This is a genomic window from Amycolatopsis sp. lyj-109 (assembly GCF_046548995.1).
In the GTDB taxonomy this organism is placed as follows: Bacteria; Actinomycetota; Actinomycetes; order Mycobacteriales; family Pseudonocardiaceae; genus Amycolatopsis.
Genome location: NZ_JAJPWR010000024.1, coordinates 14,496 through 29,472, shown reverse-complemented (window position 1 = coordinate 29,472; position 14,977 = coordinate 14,496). Strand labels below are relative to the sequence as shown.

Sequence of the window (14,977 nt, the reverse complement as noted above, 5' to 3'; positions counted from 1 at the left end):
CACCTCGCGGTGGCGCGCACCACGTCCGGCTAGGCGCAGACGCCGCCGAGCGTCGCCCACTTGTGCGCGGCGATGTTGTGCCAGATCGACTCGCCGTTGCCCCTGGCGCCACCGCTCCAGTCGAAGGTCAATCCGGAGAGCTCGGGCAGTGCGTCGCCGTTGCAGACCCCGCGCCATGCGCCGGACGGGCCCGTGCCCCAGTAGACGAGGACGTCGTCGAGACGGCCGGGGTAGCCGTTGTTCCACAGCGACTCGTCCTGGTTGGCGCAGCCTCCCCAGTCCCCGGAGTTTCCGCTCCAAGCGGCGCAGAAATCGGTGAACCAGGTGCCGTTATAGGTGTAGAAGTATCCGTTGGCCTGGGCGGTGGCCGGTGACGCGGGCGGCGCGGTGGCCGCCTCGGCGGTGACGCCCCCGGCGACCAGTGCCGTTGCGGCGATCGCGACCGCCCCCGCGGCGATCCGGGACTTGCGCATGGTGGTCCTCCCTCGTTGATGGTGCGTTTCCCCCGGGCCTACGAGCCCGGGCGGTCCTGGCGGAGCAGCAGCTCCCGCGCATGCGGCAGGGCGGCTTGCTGCAGCCGGTGCTGCGTGTCGAGCGCGGGCTGGTACTGCGTGTTCAGTTCGGCTTCGTAGTGCGCGTCGAGTTCTTTGGCGGTGGCGGCGAGCCCGCTCTGCCCGGCACAGGTTGCTTCGGTGACCGCCATGCGCTGTTCGTCGGCGAGCGGCACCGGCTGCTCGGGCTGGCGGGCGCGCAGGTCGGCGGGGCTCGAGTAGTCGTAGCCGGCCGAGCGCATGCACGCCGACCAGGGGACGAGCGCGGCGGCGAACTTCGGGTCGGCCATGACGCGTCGTACTCGAAGGGCCTTCAGTCCGGTGACCGTGGTGCTGGCCTGGAACCACGTCTGCGGGTCGCCGTACAGCTCCCGGAAGACCTCGGTCCGGCAGCCCTGGTCGCTGCGGGTCACGGTGACGCCCTCGGGGTCCTTGGCGGTGAGGCCGAGCGGTTTCGTGCCGTTCGCGGCGGCCGCGGCCGCCGGACGGCGATCCGCCGGCAGGCTCCGGAAGTAACGCTGGTTGGGATCATCGGCACGGAGAGCGTCCAGCTGCTGCTGGATGTCGGAGCCGTAGCCGTGCTTGCGGGCCCATTCGACGTCGTCGACGACGTATGGGAACTCCCGCTGATCGGGCACGGACGACGGCGGGGTGATCCGGTATTCGAAGCCGGCCCTGGCCATGCAGTCGCGCAGCACCAGCTGTTCGGCATCGTGCAGCACCTGGGCGTCGGGCACCGGGGCCGCCGGCTGCGCGGCCGGTGGGGTGGCGCAGCCGGCGGCGACGGCGGCCAGCGTGACGAAGACTGTGACGATCGGCGTTCGGTTCATCTGTTCCCCCTCGGCGCAGAGCATGCGGCCGCCGCATTGCGCCGGGGTTGCGCAATCCTGCAATCGCCTGCTGCGAACGCCGTGTCGGCCGTTCGTGTGGACTTCGCCCGGTTCGGGTGCGACGCGCTCACGGGGTCGGCTATGCCTGGACTTGGCGAGGGGAGCGCCATGACGGTCGAGGTCGTGCTTCTGGACGATGTGACGACGTACGTGGCCGGGCGGCAGGTGGCGGCCGGGCCGGCCAAACAGAGGTGCGTGCTGGCGGCGCTGGCGATGGAGCCGAACCGGGTGTTGCCGGCCGCGCAGCTGGCGGAACGCGTGTGGGGCGCGGATCCGCCCCGGCGGGCCAGGGAAACGCTGGCCAGTTACGTGTCCCGGCTGCGCCGGCTGCTGACCGCGGAGGTGGTGGCGAGGTCGGGCGGATACCTGCTGGCGATCCCGGAGACGGCGGTCGACGTGCACCGCTTCCGGGCGCTCTGCGCGCGAGCCCGGGCCGCCGAGGACGACGTCGCGGCGGAATTGTTCGAGCAGGCGATGGCCTTGTGGCACGGCCACGCCCTCGGCGGCCTGGACAGCGACTGGGCCACCAGGCAGCGGGAGCAACTCGACCGGGAGCTGTTCGACGCCGTGTGCGACCACGCCGACCTCCGGCTGCGCAGCGGCCGGGAACAGGGCCTGGTCACGGAACTGGCCGCCCGTGCGGCCGATCACCCTTGGGACGAAAGGGTTTCCGCCCAATACATGCTCGCGCTCTACCGGGCCGGCCGCGGCGCCGACGCGCTGGGGCACTACCGGTCCCTGCGTGACCGGCTCGCCGAGCAGCTCGGCACCGATCCCGCGCCGCGGACCCAGGAACTGCACACGCGCATCCTGAACGCCGATCCGGCGCTGGCCGCGCCGCGGCGGGACACGGCGAATTTGCCGCCGCCGCGCCAGGTTCCGGCGGCGCCGGCGGCGTTCGTCGGCCGCGACGCCGAACTGGCGGCTCTCGACGCGGCGGTCGCGGACGCCCGCGGTGGCGCCGTGATCCTGTCCTCGATCGCCGGCGCGGGCGGCATCGGCAAGACGTGGCTGGCGCTGAACTGGGCTCGCCGCAACGCACACCGCTTTCCCGACGGGCAGCTGTTCGTCGACCTGTGCGGCTTCAGCCCGTCGACGCCGCCGATGGAGCCGGCGACCGCGCTGCGGGGCTTCCTGGAGACGCTGGGGATCGCCGGGACGGCGATCCCGTCGACCACACAGGCCATGGCCGGCTTGTACCGCAGCGTGCTGGCCGACCGGAAGATGCTGGTGGTACTGGACAACGCCGCCGACTCGGCACAGGTCGTGCCGCTGCTGCCGGCCGGTTCCTCGTGCGTGGTCGTGCTGACGTCCCGGCGTTCGCTGACCGAGCTGGTGATCGGGCACGGTGCAAGACCGCTCCCGCTGGACGTGCTGAGCCCGCAGGAGGCACGCCGGCTGCTGGTGACCAGGCTCGGGCCGGGCCGGCCGGCCGCGGAGCCCGGTGCCGTCGACGAACTGCTGGCGTACTGCTCGGGGTATCCGCTGGCGCTGGGTATCGTCGCCGGACGCGCGGCGGTCGCGCCCCGGCTGTCGCTCGCGGCCTTGGCGGCCGAGCTGCGAGAGACCGACAGCCGGTTGGACGCGCTCGACGACGGCGTGGCCACCAGCCTCCCGGCGGTGTTGCGGTCGACCTACGACACCCTGCCCGTCACCCACGCGCGGCTGTTCGCTCTGCTGGGGCTCGCGCCCGGGCCCGACATCGCGGGGCACGCCGCCGCCGCGCTGGCCCGGCTCACCGTGTCCGAGACGCAACCCGTGCTGCGCGCGTTGGAGCAGCTGCACCTGGTCGAGCAGCACGTACCCGGCCGCTGGCGCCTGCACGACCTGATCCGGCTCTTCGCCATCCGGTGCGCCCGGCGGGATGTCCCGGCCGGGGAGCAGGAGGCCGCGCTGGCCCGGCTCGTCGAGTTCTCCCTGCACACCGCGGCCGCCGCCGGCGCGCTGGCCGAGCCGTTGTACCCGGTGCCCCCGCTGGACCCACCCCGCCCCGGGTGCGAGCCGCGGCACTTTGCCGGCCGGGCCGAAGCGGTCGAGTGGTTCACCGTCGAGATGCCCAACCTGCACGCGGCGTTCCGGCTCGTGGCCGACCGCGGCTGGGGCGACGTGCTGTGGCGGTTCGCGTGGAGCCTCGACGTCGCGCAACGACGCCAGGGCCGGGTGCGGGACCGGCTCGAGTCGTGGCGGGCGGCGCTGGCCGCGGTGGCCCCGGAGGAACCGAGCCAGGTGCGCATGGCCGTCCACGCGAGTCTCGGGCACGCCGCGGCGCACGCCGGGAACCACGGGGAGGCCGGCACGCACCTGACCGAAGCGTTGCGCCTGGCCGAGCAGTCCGGGGACGTCGCCGCGCAGGCCCGCACGCACGTCATCCTCGCGCAGGCCTACGGCCAGCAGGACGATCCCGCCGCCGCGCTGGCGCACGCGAGGACCGCGCTGCGGCTGCACGACGAGCTGGATCTGCCGCAGGCCAAGGCCGTCGCGCTGAACTCGGTCGGCTGGTACCACGCCCGGCTCGGGCAGTACGAGCCCGCGCAGGCGCACTGCGCGGCCTCCCTGCAGCTGATCCGCCGGCTCGGCCACCCCACGCTGGAACCCGACGTGCTGGACAGCCTCGGCTTCATCGCCGACCACACCGGCGAGCACCAGGCCGCCGTCGGCTACTACCGGCAGGCCGTGACCGCGTACCTCGCCTGCGGCGGCGAGTACTTCGCCGCCGACACCCTGGAACGGCAGGGCCGCGCCCACGAAGCGCTCGGTGACCGGCGCGCGGCGCGGGACACCTGGTCGCGGGCGCTGGCGATGTACCGGCAACAGCACCGTGAAGCGGCGGCGGGACGGCTGCTGCGGTTGCTGTAGAACGCCCGGCGCGAAATCCGTGGACCTCCCCGCGTCCGGCCGGTACACGGGAAGGATGACCTCCTACGACGCCATCGCCGACTGGTACGAAACCACGCTCGTCCCCAGCTGGCGCGACGACCCGCTCGAGTTCGGGCCGATACTGCGCGACCTGCTGGGGCCGGGCACGGGACCGTGCCTCGAGCTCGGCTGCGGCACCGGCGCCCACGCCGACCGGATCCGGCAGCTCGGTCGCACCCCGCTCGGCGTCGACGTCTCCGCCGGGATGCTGCGCCACGCCGCTGCGCGACTACCGGTCCTGCGATGTGATGCCACCGCATTGCCGATCGCCACCGGTGCGCTGCCCGCCGCCGTCGCGATCATGGTGCACACCGACATGCCCGAATACCCCGCCGTGCTGCGCGAATCGGCCCGGGTCCTGGCGCCCGGCGGGGTGTTCGTGCACCTCGGCGTCCACCCGTGTTTCTGCGGCGGGTTCGCCGACCGCGCCGACGGCCGCGCGGTCGTCATCCGGCCCGGCTACCGGGAGCCCGGCTGGACCATGGAGTCGTGGACCGACCGGGGCCTGCGGGACAAGGTCGGCGCGACCCACCGGCCGCTGCCCGCGCTGCTGGACGCGGTCCTCGAGGCAGGCCTGGTGTTCGAGCGATTCGCCGAAGGCGGCGCGCCCACGCCGACGGTCTTCGCGTGGCGGGCGAGAAAGCCTTACGCCGAAGGAACCAACCGCTGACCATCCGGGACGGGTCGCTATTCTCCCGCGATGACTGGGGAAGTCCGAATCGGTGATCAAGCCCGCGCGGCGGCCACCCGCACACTGGACGCGGCGTTGCGCGAAGGCCGGCTCGATCTGGCCGAGTACGAACGGCGGCTGACGGTCGTCCAGGCCGCCCGGGTGCGCAAGGACCTGACGCCGGCCGTCGTCGATCTGCCCGATGGTTCCGGCCGGACCGGGCCGAAACTGCGGATCTCCGCCGCCGACCGGGAACAGGCGTTGGTCCGGCTGGCCGGTGCCCTGACCGACGGACGCCTCGACGCACGCGCCTACGCCGGCGCCGAGGAACTGCTGAACCGGGCCGTCACCTACGCCGACGTCGATGCCGTGGTCGGCAAGCTGGATGCCAAGGCCAGTCACACCGAACGCGATCAGGCCGTCGCGCGCATCGAGGCCGCGGTCGCCGGTGGGCTGCTGGATCCGGCCGAGCAGCACGACCGGGTGGCCGCGGTCCGGCGGGCAACGAGCGACGCGCAGCTGGCCGCGCTGGTGGCCGATCTGCCCGCCGGTGCGGGCGCGGCCCGGTCGCCGCGGGCGTCCCATGTGGATCGGGAAGCCGTGGTGGCGCAGCTGCACGAGGCCGTCGAGGCGGGGGTGCTCGACCTGCCGGAGTTCGACGAGCGGGTGCGCGCGGTGTACGCGGCGCGGCTGCGCGACGAGCTGACGAGGCTGGTGGCGGACCTGCCCGAACCGGCTCCGGAACCGGCGCCGCCGACCGCCTTGCCACCGGCGCCGCCGGTCGTCCTGCCCTCGCCGCAGCCGCCGTCGTTCGAGGCCGGGATGACCGCGGCCAAGGTCGCGGGCTTCGGGCTGTTCCCCATGATCGGAATCGTGATCGTCTTGGGGATGGCGGGGTTGACCGCCGCCGCCATCGTGGTCGGGTCGATGGTGGCGATCGTGTTCGTCGGGGTCCTGCTGTGGGCCAAGCGCACCATGACCGCGGCCATCGCCGCGGAAAGCGCTGCCAACGCCGACATCCGGTTCCCGCCGGTGTTCGCCGAGACGACGTGGGTCGACGTGGACCCGGCCGAGTGGACACCGAAGGAGGAGCCGCGACGCCCGCGAACGCAGGGCCGGCCGGCCGCGCCGCAGCCGGAGCAGGAGCAGGCGACGTGGGCCGACGTCGACCCGGCCGAGTGGACACCCGAGGAGGAGGAGCCGCCGCGCACGCGAACGCTGGGCCGGCACAAAGGCGACCTCCAGTCGATGACGGCGCTGGTCCTGCCCGACGGCACCCCGGTGGCGATCACCGGCGGCCGGGACAACACGGCCAGGGTGTGGGACCTGTCCGACGACTCGTGGCGGCACACGCTCGACGGCCACACCCACGACGTGGTGGGCATCGCGACCATGGTCCTGCCGGACGGTGTCCCGGTCGCGGTGACGGTCAGCCCGGACCGGACCGCCCGGGTGTGGGACCTCCGTGACGGGTCGCAACGCAGCGCGCCCCTGAAAGTGGGCTACGAGCCGCACGGGGTGAGCTGCCTGTCCCTGGCCGACGGCACGCCGGCCGTGGTCGTCCACAACGTGTCCGAGGGGATCCGGCTGTGGGACCTGCGGGACCACCAGGCACTCGGGAAGGTCGCCAACAGCTCCTACGACGTGTGCGTCGACGGGATGTACCCGGTGGTGCTGCCCGACGGCACGGCGGTCGCCCTGGCCACCGACTGGGACGGTCCGATCAAGGCACTGGACCTGAAGAACGGGAAGACCCGGTTCGAGCTGCGCGGCCACACCGATTCCGTGCAGGCGATCGACACCACGACACTGCCCGACGGCACGCCGATCGCCGTGTCCGTGAGCCGGGACAAGACGATCCGCATCTGGGACCTGCGGCGCCGCGCCCTGCGCCACACCATCACCGGCCTGATCGACGCCCAGGAAGCGGTCGTGTGCACGTCCCTTCCGGACGGCACCCCGATCGCGGTCGCCTGCGACTACGAGCGGAACACGACGGTGCGCGACCTTCGGGACGGTTCCGAACTGCCGTACCGGCTCGAGCTGTGGGGCGACCTCCTCAGCGCGGTCGCGCTCCCGGACCGGACGTTGGTCCTCGGCTTGTCCGACGACAGCTCCGCCGCGGCCGTCCACGAGCTGACCTAGGCGCTGACCTGCCGGGCCCGGTGCTCGGCGACGTGCACCCGCGTGGCACAGCGCGTCGAGCAGAACCGGCGACGCCCGTTGCGCGAGGTATCGACGTACGCCGTTTCGCACCCTTCGCGGTTGCAGATGCCCAGGCGGTCCGGGGCCTCGCACACCAGGTGGGCCAGCCCGCCCGCGGTGTACGCGCGGACCCGACCGACCGGCCCGGCGTCCTCCGCCGAGTAGTGCAGGTGGGGCGGCTTGCCGTCGTGGGTGGTGATGTACGGGCGGCACGCCGCTTCGGCCAGCAGCTCGTTGACCAGCTCCGGACGGTCGGCGACGGCGGCGGCGAACACCGGCCGCAGGCGGCGGCTCCAGGCGCCGATCACGATCGCTTCGCCGTCGGTGAGGGCCGGGATGGCCATGCCGTTGCGGACCATCCCGTCGAGGAGCTCGCTCGCGGAACCGGCGTTCACCAGGTCGGCGGCCACCAGCGCGGCCGGGCCGCCGTAAGGGTTGAAGTGCACTGAGCCATTACAGCACGATCGGGGCATGGACCGGAACCGTTGCCCCCGCTGCGGCTGGCCGCTCGCCGAACTCCCGGCGGCCGCGGCGCAGCCCGTCACTCCCCGGCTCGACTACGTGCGCTGCGTCTGCGGCAGCTGGCTCGCCCGCTGGGACGGCGAAGTCGTCGGCGCGACCCGATCGGTGCCGTAGCTCAGAGGTCGAGTGCGCCCGCCGCGTTGTCGTTCCACTGGTCGACCCGTCGGATGTACTCGTACAGCGCCCGGCTGCCGCGAACCCAGCGGCCCTGGTCGGCGATCGCGAGGTCGTCGGCCCCGGCCCGGCGCGCCTCGGTGGCGAACCCGGATCGCAGCGAGTGCCCGGTCACCGGGTACGGCAGCCCCGCGCGGACCCCCGCCCGGGTGAGGATCTGGTTGACGCCGGTCGTGCTCAACGCGGGCTCGCCGACGTTGCCGTGCCGATCCACGCGGCGGAAGGCCGGCCCCTCGGCGATCCCCGCGCCCGACCGCCAGGCGTGCCACGCCCGGACCGGGTCGGTGTCGGCGCTCTCGCGTCGCGGGACCACCATGTCGCCGGTGCTCTTGCCGTGCCGCACGGTCACCGCCAGCCCCCGGTCGTCGACCGGCTGCACGTCGGTGACCAGCAGGTTCGCCAGATCGGAGCAGCGCGCGGCGATCGGGAAACCGATCAGCAGCATCGCCCGGTCGCGGGCGCCGGCGAGCGTGTCGGGACACGCTCGCGACATCGCGCGCAGGTCGGCGAGGGTGACCATGGTGGCCTTGCCGCGGCCGCGCTGGACGCCCTCCCGTGCCAGCCGCTGCCGATATCCTTTCAGAGCCCGCCACGCGGCGCGGCTGGCTTCGGGGTCGACGATCACCTTGTGGTGGCGCAGCCCGGCGAGTGCGCCGGTGAGCCGCCGCTCGATCGTCGACGGCGCCGCCGGGGCCGCCCGTTCGGGTACTTCGGGCACGGCCCGTTCGTCCGGCCGCAGGGTGCGGCCGCGTTCCAGCCACACGACGAACCCGGTCAGCGCGCCGATCGTCGCCGACAGCGGCGGGATCCCGGCCTCGGTGGTGTAGTCCTGCCAGACCTGCCAGTCCTGGGCGTAGGCCTTGAGCGTGTTGGGCGGCCGCTGCTCGTCGACGTGCCGGGCGGCGGCCTCGTCCAGCAGCGCCAGCCGCTCGTGGGCGCTCAGCGCGGCGTCGGTCACCGGTTCCAGCTCGGGCACGCGCCGAGGTTACGGGATCTCGGTAGGTTCACGTGTCGATCCACGCGGGTGCCGTTCGTATCAACGTCGGAAGCCCGATCCGAGGAGGACGACGTGAAGCAGTACCTGCTCAGCATCTACCAGCCCGACGGCCCGACCCCATCGCCGGAAGTCCTGGACGGCATCGTGCGCAAGCTCGACGCGCTGAACGCCGACCTCAAGGCCGCCGGGGCGTGGGTGTTCGCGGGCGGGCTGCACCCGCCGTCGAGTGCCACCGTGCTGCGCGCCGCCGACGGCGACACCCTCGTCACCGACGGCCCCTACACCGAGGGCAAGGAACACCTCGGGGGGTTCACGATCATCACCGCGCCCGACCTCGACGCCGCGCTGACCTGGGGCGGCCGGCTCGCCGACGCCGTCGCCCCGCTGCCGGTCGAGGTGCGGCCGTTCCAAGGATGAGCGTCGAGGACGTCTTCGCCGCGGAGTACGGCCGCGCGGTGTCGGTCCTGGTACGGGTCTTCGGCGACATCGACGTCGCCGAAGAAGCGGTGCAGGACGCGTTCGCCGAAGCGGTCCGGCGGTGGCCGTCCGCCGGGCTCCCGCCGAGCCCGGCGGGGTGGATCATCACCACCGCCCGCAACCGCGCGATCGACCGGCTGCGCCGCGAGGCGGCCCGGGCCGACAAGCACGCCCAGGGGGCGTTGCTCCACACCGAAACCGAGTCCGTGGAGGAGGGCGCCGTGCCCGACGAGCGGCTCCGGCTGATCTTCACCTGCTGCCACCCGGCGCTGGCCCGGCCGGCGCAGGTCGCGTTGACGCTGCGGCTGCTCGGCGGGCTCACCACCGGTCAGATCGCGGCCGCGTTCCTGGTCGCCGAGCCGACGATGGCGCAGCGGATCGTCCGGGCGAAGAACAAGATCCGCGACGCGGGCATCCCGTACCGCGTCCCGCGGGACGCGGACCTGCCGGCGCGGCTGGCCGCGGTGCTCGCCGTGCTGTACCTGATCTTCAACGAAGGTTACGCGGCCAGCGCGGGGGAGGAGCTGATCCGCGCCGAGCTGTGCCGCGAAGCGATCCGGCTCACCCGCGTCCTGGCGGGCTTGATGCCGGACGAGCCCGAGGTCTGGGGTCTGCTGGCGCTGATGCTGCTGATCGACGCCCGCCGCGAGACACGCACGACCTCATCCGGCGAAGTCGTGCTGCTGGCCGAGCAGGACCGGTCAGGCTGGGACGCGGACCTGATCGCCGAGGGCCAGGAGATCGTCCGCCGCTGCCTGCGCCGCAACCAGCCGGGCCCGTACCAGATCCAGGCGGCGATCCAGGCCGTCCACAGTGACGCGCCCACGGACTGGTTCCAGGTCAAGGCGCTCTACGACCAGCTCCTGGCGCACACGCCGACGCCGGTGGTGGCGCTGAACCGGGCGGTGGCGGTCGCCGAGGTCGACGGCCCCGCCGTGGCGCTGGAGCTGGTCGAAGACCTCGACTTGCCGCGGTTCCCGCTGTTCCATGCGATCCGGGCGGACCTCCTGGACCGGGCCGGCCGGCCAGGGGAGGCGGCCGCGGCTTACGCGGCGGCCATCGATCTCACCCACAACGCCGCGGAGCGGGCGCTGCTGGAGCGGAAGCGCGCGTCAACTCGCGGTTGACGTTCTGAGGGTCCCAGTTTTTCGGGGCCCGAATTTGACCTCGGTGCACCCTCGATCTTCTGTCTGGTTCTGAGTTGGGATATGTGACCTTATCCGAACTCAAGACCACTCTATCTAATCTTTAGATTTAGAACAGTTGCTTTTAGTTCTGATTAGAATCTTTGATAGGGTGGCAACCATGACGGAAGATGCAGGTCAGGTGCGGGTATGCGAGTACCGGAGGTGCGGGGCACCGCTGCCGCCGGCGGTGGGACGCGGGAGCCGGGCGCGCTTCTGTCAGGACGGCAAAACCTGGGGCCGCCGCAACCTCAGCTGCCGTGACGCCGAGGCTGTGCTCTCGGACGCCGAGTCGCTGCGGGAGAGCGACACCGAGCTGGACGACACCGCCGTCACGACGCTCGCCGGCCAGGTCGACCGGATACTCGAACCGGCCCGCGGGCTCGTCGAGACCCTGACGACGCTGCGCCACCAGCTCGAGGCGACGACCACCACCGCTCTGGCCGAACGGGACGCCGCGCTCGCCGAGGCGGACGAACACCGCCTGCAGCGTGGCCGTGCGGAAGCCGAAGCCGCCCAGGCCCGGGACATCGCCGAATCCGCCGTCGCCGCGGCGGCCGAAGCGGAGCGGGAACGGGCGGCCGCGCTCGGGGAGCGGGACGAGGAGCGCGCCGCCCGGCGGGCCGCCCTCCAGGAGCAACAGCGGGCCGAAGGGCAGCTGACCGCGGTCCGCGACGAACTCGCCCGGGTCGCCGATCGGGCCGATGCGTCCGCGGCACTCGCCGGCGAACGCGCGGCGGTGATCGCCACGCTGACCGCCGAGCTGGCGGCCGCGCGAACCACGCTGGAAGAGGAACGCGGTCGAGGTCAGGCCGCCGCCGCGCGCGCCGACGCCCTCCAGGAACGCCTCGACGCCGCACGTGACGAGCACGCGAAAGCAAGCGCGGCGCAGGAGGCCGCTCTCGACGCCGTACGCGGCGACCACGCCAAGGCGGCCGCGGCGCACGAAGCGGCCCTCGACCGTGCCCGCGCGGAGGCGGAGCGCCTGCGTGCCGGGTTCGACCAGCGGCTCGCCGAGCTGCAGGCGGCGCACGAGCAGACCGTCCGGTCGATGCACGACACCACGACGAACCTCGGCGCCGAACTGCGTATCGCGGCCGGCCGGGCCGACGCCGCCGAACGCGAGCTGGCAGGCGTGCTCACGGTCCTGCGGAAGACACCTGACCTCCCCGAAACACTTAAGCAGTTACTTGACTGATCGCCGCGGCCGCGTTAACTTAAGTAGGTGCTTAACCATGAGGAGTCGCTGGACCTGGTGTTTCGTGCCTTGGGTGATCGGACCCGGCGGGCGCTGGTGGAGCGGCTCGTGCGCGGCCCGGCGTCGGTCAGTGAGCTGGCCGAGCCGCTGACCATGTCGCTCGCCGCCGTCGTCCAGCACCTGCAGGTGCTGGAGACCGCCGGGATCGTGCGGTCGGAGAAGACCGGCCGCGTCCGCACCTGCCGGATCGAGCCGGAGATGCTGCGCGCCGGCGAGCAGTGGCTGGGGCTTCAGCGCACCACGTGGGAGAGCAGGCTCGACCGGCTCGGCGACTTCCTCGCCGGGCCGGAGACCACGGAAGGGAGCACGTCATGACCGTCTTGCACAGCACGTTCAGCCTCGAGCGCAGTTACCCGGTGCCGCCGGAGCGGGTGTTCGCCGCCTGGGCCGACCCGGAGGCGAAGAAACGCTGGTTCGTCTCCGCGGGCGAGCACGAGCTGGACTTCCGCGCCGGTGGCCGGGAAGCCGTCGAAGGCCGTACCCCCGCCGGCGGCGTGCTGACCTTCGTCGCGACCTACCACGACATCGTGCCCGAGCAGCGGATCGTCTTCTCCGGCACGCTCACCGGCGACGGCGCGCTCGCGACCGTCTCGACCACGACCGTGGAGCTGTTCGCCGAAGGTGACGGCACCCGGCTGGTGCTCACCGAGCAGGACACCTTCCTCGACGGCGCCGAGAAGCCGGAGTGGCGCGAACAGGGCACCGGCGACTGGCTCGATCGGCTCGGCGACGAACTGAAGTGATTCACCGAAGCCGGTAGTGCTGCGGGCTGACGCCGAACTCGCGCTTGAACGCCGCGCTGAGAGCGAACGCGCTGCCGTAGCCCACCTGGCGGGCGATCGAGGCGATCGTCGTCTCCGGGTGCTGGCGCAGCAGGTCCGCGGCCAGCGCGAGCCGCCACCCCGTCAGGTACGCCATCGGGGTCTCGCCCACCGTGGCCGCGAAGCGGCGAGCCAGCGCGGCCCGGGACACCCCGACGTCGGCCGCGAGCTTGGCAACCGTCCACGGCTCGGCCGGCTGGTGCTGCAGCAGCCGCAGTGCCTGGCCGACCACCGGGTCCTCGTGTGCTCGGTACCACGCCGGGGCGCTGGTGTCCGCCCGGTCGAACCAGGCGCGCAGCGCGGCGATCAGCAACAGGTCCAGCAGCCGGTCGAGGACGGCTTCCTGACCGGGGACGTCCTTGCCGATCTCGGTGGCGAGCAGTCCGACGAGCGGGGTCGGCCAGTCGGCCGCGCGCAGCACGAGCACCGGCGGCAGCGCGGCGAGGAGCCGTTTGCTCAGCTCGCCTTCCATGCCGTAGGTGCCGGTGAGCAGCACGACCGGGCCGTCGGTGCCGTGGCCCCAGGTGCGGACCCCGACGTCGGCGAGTTCGGTCAGGTGACCACCGTCGGGGGTGCGGCATTCCTGGCCGGGCAGGATGAGCGCCTGCGGCGGGGTGGACGGGTGGTCGGCGACGAGGTACGGATCCGGGCCGCGGGTGATCGCGACGTCGCCTTCCCCCATCACGACGCCTTCGCCGCCGTCGGGCACGATCCACGCGTCGCCGCGCACCACCGACACCACGGTCAGCGGCGCCCGGTCTTCGATGCGCAGCGACCACGGCGGGGTCAGCACCGAGCGCAGCAGGAACGCGCCATGGGCGCGAGGTCCGTCGAGGAGCGCAGCGAGCGGGTCCATACTGCCAACTGTAGACGCTGGAACATGGGATCGAGGCTTTGAACCATGGAGAGTCTCACCGGTAGCCGCTTGACTGAACGGCATGACAACGAACTTCCTGGTGGTGGGTGGCACCGGCAAGACCGGGCGCCGGGTGGCGGACCGGCTGCGTGAACGCGGCGTGGGCGTGCGGATCACGTCGCGGCGCGGGGCGCCGCCGTTCGACTGGAGCGATCGCGGGACCTGGGCGGCGGTGCTCGCCGGCGTCGACGCGGTCTACCTGACCTACTACCCCGATCTGGTGGTGCCGCAGGCCGCCGACGACATCCGGGCGTTCACCGAGCTCGCCGTGGCCGCCGGGGTACGGCACCTGGTGCTGCTGTCCGGCCGCGGCGAAGAGGAAGCCGAGGCCTGCGAAGGGATCGTCCGGGCGGCCGGGACCGGCTGGACCATCCTGCGGTGCAGCTGGTTCGCGCAGAACTTCAGCGAGCACTTCCTCCTCGACGCCGTGCGCGCCGGGGAGATCGTGCTGCCCGCGGGGACGGTGACGGAGCCGTTCGTCGACGTCCGCGACATCGCCGACGTCGCGGTGAAGGTGCTGACCGAACCCGGCCACACCGGCGAGCTGTACGAGCTGACCGGGCCGCGGCTGCTGAGTTTCGCCGACGCGGCCGCGGAGATTGCCGCCGCCTCCGGGCAGGATGTCCGCTATGTTCCGGTTTCGGCAGCGGAGTTCGCGACCGCGGCGGCGAGTCAGGGGGTGCCCGAGGCGGAGGTCGGCGCGCTGACCGAGCTGTTCGCGCACGTGCTGGACGGCCGCAACGAGTCGGTGACGTCGGACGTGGCGCGGGTGCTGGGCCGTCCGGCGACGGATTTCGCCGATTTCGCGCGGGTCGCCGCGGCGACCGGGGTCTGGACGCGGTGACGGAGAAGGGGAAACCGATGTCGACGGTGGTACTGGTGGCCGCGCTGGTCGCGGCGGGACTGATCGCGGGGTTGTTCTACGCCTACGCCTGCTCGGTGCTGCCGGGCCTGGCGCGCGCGGACGACAAGACGTTCGTCGAGGGCATGCGCGGGATCAACCTCGCGATCGTGAACCCGGTGTTCATGCTGACGTTCCTGGGCGCGCCGCTGCTGGCGGGCGTGGCGGTGTTCCTGCACCCGGGGCCGCGGCCGTGGGTGATCGCGGGGTTCGTGTTGCTGGTGGCGATGGTGCTGATCACCGGGGCGGTCAACATCCCGCTCAACAACGCCCTCGACCGCGGTGGCGACGACTACGCGGCGGTGCGGGCGGCGTTCGAGACGACGTGGGTGCGCTGGAACATCCTGCGCGCGCTGGTGAGCACGGCGGGCTTCGGCTGCCTGGTCGCGGCCGTGCTCACCGGGCGCGGCTAGTACTTCAGGGACACTTGTGCGCGCGACCTGGCAAAACCCGGCCGGCCGGCCTGCCGCACCTGTCGTGAGCGGTACGGCGCGT

Annotated in this window: 16 protein-coding genes; 11 read left to right on the top strand and 5 right to left on the bottom strand. The window is 72.8% G+C overall.

Translation table 11 applies throughout. The features are described from left to right. Nucleotides 1-29: 29 nt before the first annotated feature. Together ACLJQF_RS38300 and ACLJQF_RS38295 are read right to left on the bottom strand one after the other, a co-directional pair. Nucleotides 30-473: a hypothetical protein gene (locus ACLJQF_RS38300; RefSeq protein ID WP_410615178.1), complete on the bottom strand. Its 444-nt coding sequence runs from the start codon at nucleotides 471-473 to the stop codon at nucleotides 30-32. A 38-nt stretch (nucleotides 474-511) separates the two neighbouring features. Beyond that, nucleotides 512-1,381 carry a hypothetical protein gene (locus tag ACLJQF_RS38295; protein WP_410615177.1) on the bottom strand — a complete coding sequence of 290 codons (870 nt, stop codon included), beginning with the start codon at nucleotides 1,379-1,381 and terminating at the stop codon, nucleotides 512-514. Nucleotides 1,382-1,549: 168 nt separating this feature from the next. Between ACLJQF_RS38295 and ACLJQF_RS38290 the strand changes: the two genes are divergently transcribed. From ACLJQF_RS38290 to ACLJQF_RS38280, 3 genes are read left to right on the top strand one after another with little or no spacing between them, the layout of a single operon-like run. After that, nucleotides 1,550-4,297: a BTAD domain-containing putative transcriptional regulator gene (locus ACLJQF_RS38290; RefSeq protein WP_410615176.1), complete on the top strand. Its 2,748-nt coding sequence runs from the start codon at nucleotides 1,550-1,552 to the stop codon at nucleotides 4,295-4,297. A gap of 55 nt (nucleotides 4,298-4,352) precedes the next feature. Beyond that, complete coding sequence (locus ACLJQF_RS38285) at nucleotides 4,353-5,027, top strand: class I SAM-dependent DNA methyltransferase (RefSeq protein ID WP_410615175.1); 675 nt, start codon at nucleotides 4,353-4,355, stop codon at nucleotides 5,025-5,027. Between the two features lie 30 nt (nucleotides 5,028-5,057). Beyond that, nucleotides 5,058-7,172, top strand: coding sequence for a DUF1707 domain-containing protein (locus tag ACLJQF_RS38280; RefSeq protein ID WP_410615174.1), 2,115 nt, complete (start codon nucleotides 5,058-5,060; stop codon nucleotides 7,170-7,172). Here the strand turns inward: ACLJQF_RS38280 and ACLJQF_RS38275 are convergent. Further along, nucleotides 7,169-7,678, bottom strand: a complete 510-nt coding sequence (locus ACLJQF_RS38275) for a CGNR zinc finger domain-containing protein (protein WP_410615173.1) — start codon at nucleotides 7,676-7,678, stop codon at nucleotides 7,169-7,171. The genes ACLJQF_RS38280 and ACLJQF_RS38275 overlap by 4 nt on opposite strands. Nucleotides 7,679-7,703: 25 nt before the next feature. Between ACLJQF_RS38275 and ACLJQF_RS38270 the strand changes: the two genes are divergently transcribed. Then, nucleotides 7,704-7,868: a hypothetical protein gene (locus ACLJQF_RS38270; RefSeq protein WP_410615172.1), complete on the top strand. Its 165-nt coding sequence runs from the start codon at nucleotides 7,704-7,706 to the stop codon at nucleotides 7,866-7,868. A gap of 1 nt (nucleotide 7,869) precedes the next feature. Here the strand turns inward: ACLJQF_RS38270 and ACLJQF_RS38265 are convergent, their stop codons facing one another. After that, nucleotides 7,870-8,904 (bottom strand): site-specific integrase, encoded by a 1,035-nt coding sequence (locus ACLJQF_RS38265; RefSeq protein WP_410615171.1) that lies wholly within the window; start codon nucleotides 8,902-8,904, stop codon nucleotides 7,870-7,872. Nucleotides 8,905-8,997: 93 nt separating this feature from the next. Here ACLJQF_RS38265 and ACLJQF_RS38260 point away from each other — a divergent pair, with 93 nt between their 5' ends. The 5 genes from ACLJQF_RS38260 to ACLJQF_RS38240 all read left to right on the top strand — a co-directional run bounded on the left by ACLJQF_RS38260 (nucleotide 8,998) and on the right by ACLJQF_RS38240 (nucleotide 12,587). Beyond that, nucleotides 8,998-9,342, top strand: a complete 345-nt coding sequence (locus tag ACLJQF_RS38260; protein WP_410615170.1) for a YciI family protein — start codon at nucleotides 8,998-9,000, stop codon at nucleotides 9,340-9,342. Next, entirely contained in the window at nucleotides 9,339-10,529 is a 1,191-nt protein-coding gene (locus ACLJQF_RS38255) for an RNA polymerase sigma factor (protein WP_410615169.1), read from the top strand. Before ACLJQF_RS38260 ends, ACLJQF_RS38255 begins: the two co-directional genes overlap by 4 nt. 178 nt (nucleotides 10,530-10,707) lie before the next feature. After that, nucleotides 10,708-11,784, top strand: a complete 1,077-nt coding sequence (locus ACLJQF_RS38250) for a hypothetical protein (RefSeq protein WP_410615168.1) — start codon at nucleotides 10,708-10,710, stop codon at nucleotides 11,782-11,784. A gap of 27 nt (nucleotides 11,785-11,811) precedes the next feature. Further along, nucleotides 11,812-12,159 carry an ArsR/SmtB family transcription factor gene (locus tag ACLJQF_RS38245; RefSeq protein ID WP_410615167.1) on the top strand — a complete coding sequence of 116 codons (348 nt, stop codon included), beginning with the start codon at nucleotides 11,812-11,814 and terminating at the stop codon, nucleotides 12,157-12,159. Then, a complete protein-coding gene (locus tag ACLJQF_RS38240) occupies nucleotides 12,156-12,587 on the top strand; it encodes an SRPBCC family protein (protein ID WP_410615166.1) in 432 nt (143 codons plus the stop codon). Before ACLJQF_RS38245 ends, ACLJQF_RS38240 begins: the two co-directional genes overlap by 4 nt. 1 nt (nucleotide 12,588) lies before the next feature. Here ACLJQF_RS38240 and ACLJQF_RS38235 read toward each other — a convergent pair whose 3' ends face one another. Further along, nucleotides 12,589-13,521, bottom strand: coding sequence for an AraC family transcriptional regulator (locus ACLJQF_RS38235; RefSeq protein WP_410615165.1), 933 nt, complete (start codon nucleotides 13,519-13,521; stop codon nucleotides 12,589-12,591). 82 nt (nucleotides 13,522-13,603) lie between these two features. Between ACLJQF_RS38235 and ACLJQF_RS38230 the strand changes: the two genes are divergently transcribed. Both ACLJQF_RS38230 and ACLJQF_RS38225 read left to right on the top strand, forming a co-directional pair. Further along, nucleotides 13,604-14,425 (top strand): NAD(P)H-binding protein, encoded by an 822-nt coding sequence (locus ACLJQF_RS38230; RefSeq protein WP_410615164.1) that lies wholly within the window; start codon nucleotides 13,604-13,606, stop codon nucleotides 14,423-14,425. A 17-nt stretch (nucleotides 14,426-14,442) separates the two neighbouring features. Continuing rightward, entirely contained in the window at nucleotides 14,443-14,895 is a 453-nt protein-coding gene (locus ACLJQF_RS38225; RefSeq protein WP_410615163.1) for a DUF1772 domain-containing protein, read from the top strand. The last annotated feature ends 82 nt before the right edge of the window (nucleotides 14,896-14,977 follow it).

Excerpts from the sequence above, each read along its gene's own strand:
- ACLJQF_RS38300 (WP_410615178.1), bottom strand. The coding sequence starts at position 473 with ATGCGCAAGTCCCGGATCGCCGCGGGGGCGGTCGCGATCGCCGCAACG.
- ACLJQF_RS38295 (WP_410615177.1), bottom strand. The coding sequence starts at position 1,381 with ATGAACCGAACGCCGATCGTCACAGTCTTCGTCACGCTGGCCGCCGTC.
- ACLJQF_RS38290 (WP_410615176.1), top strand. The coding sequence starts at position 1,550 with ATGACGGTCGAGGTCGTGCTTCTGGACGATGTGACGACGTACGTGGCC.
- ACLJQF_RS38285 (WP_410615175.1), top strand. The coding sequence starts at position 4,353 with ATGACCTCCTACGACGCCATCGCCGACTGGTACGAAACCACGCTCGTC.
- ACLJQF_RS38280 (WP_410615174.1), top strand. The coding sequence starts at position 5,058 with ATGACTGGGGAAGTCCGAATCGGTGATCAAGCCCGCGCGGCGGCCACC.
- ACLJQF_RS38270 (WP_410615172.1), top strand. The coding sequence starts at position 7,704 with ATGGACCGGAACCGTTGCCCCCGCTGCGGCTGGCCGCTCGCCGAACTC.
- ACLJQF_RS38255 (WP_410615169.1), top strand. The coding sequence starts at position 9,339 with ATGAGCGTCGAGGACGTCTTCGCCGCGGAGTACGGCCGCGCGGTGTCG.
- ACLJQF_RS38250 (WP_410615168.1), top strand. The coding sequence starts at position 10,708 with ATGACGGAAGATGCAGGTCAGGTGCGGGTATGCGAGTACCGGAGGTGC.
- ACLJQF_RS38240 (WP_410615166.1), top strand. The coding sequence starts at position 12,156 with ATGACCGTCTTGCACAGCACGTTCAGCCTCGAGCGCAGTTACCCGGTG.
- ACLJQF_RS38235 (WP_410615165.1), bottom strand. The coding sequence starts at position 13,521 with ATGGACCCGCTCGCTGCGCTCCTCGACGGACCTCGCGCCCATGGCGCG.
- ACLJQF_RS38230 (WP_410615164.1), top strand. The coding sequence starts at position 13,604 with ATGACAACGAACTTCCTGGTGGTGGGTGGCACCGGCAAGACCGGGCGC.
- ACLJQF_RS38225 (WP_410615163.1), top strand. The coding sequence starts at position 14,443 with ATGTCGACGGTGGTACTGGTGGCCGCGCTGGTCGCGGCGGGACTGATC.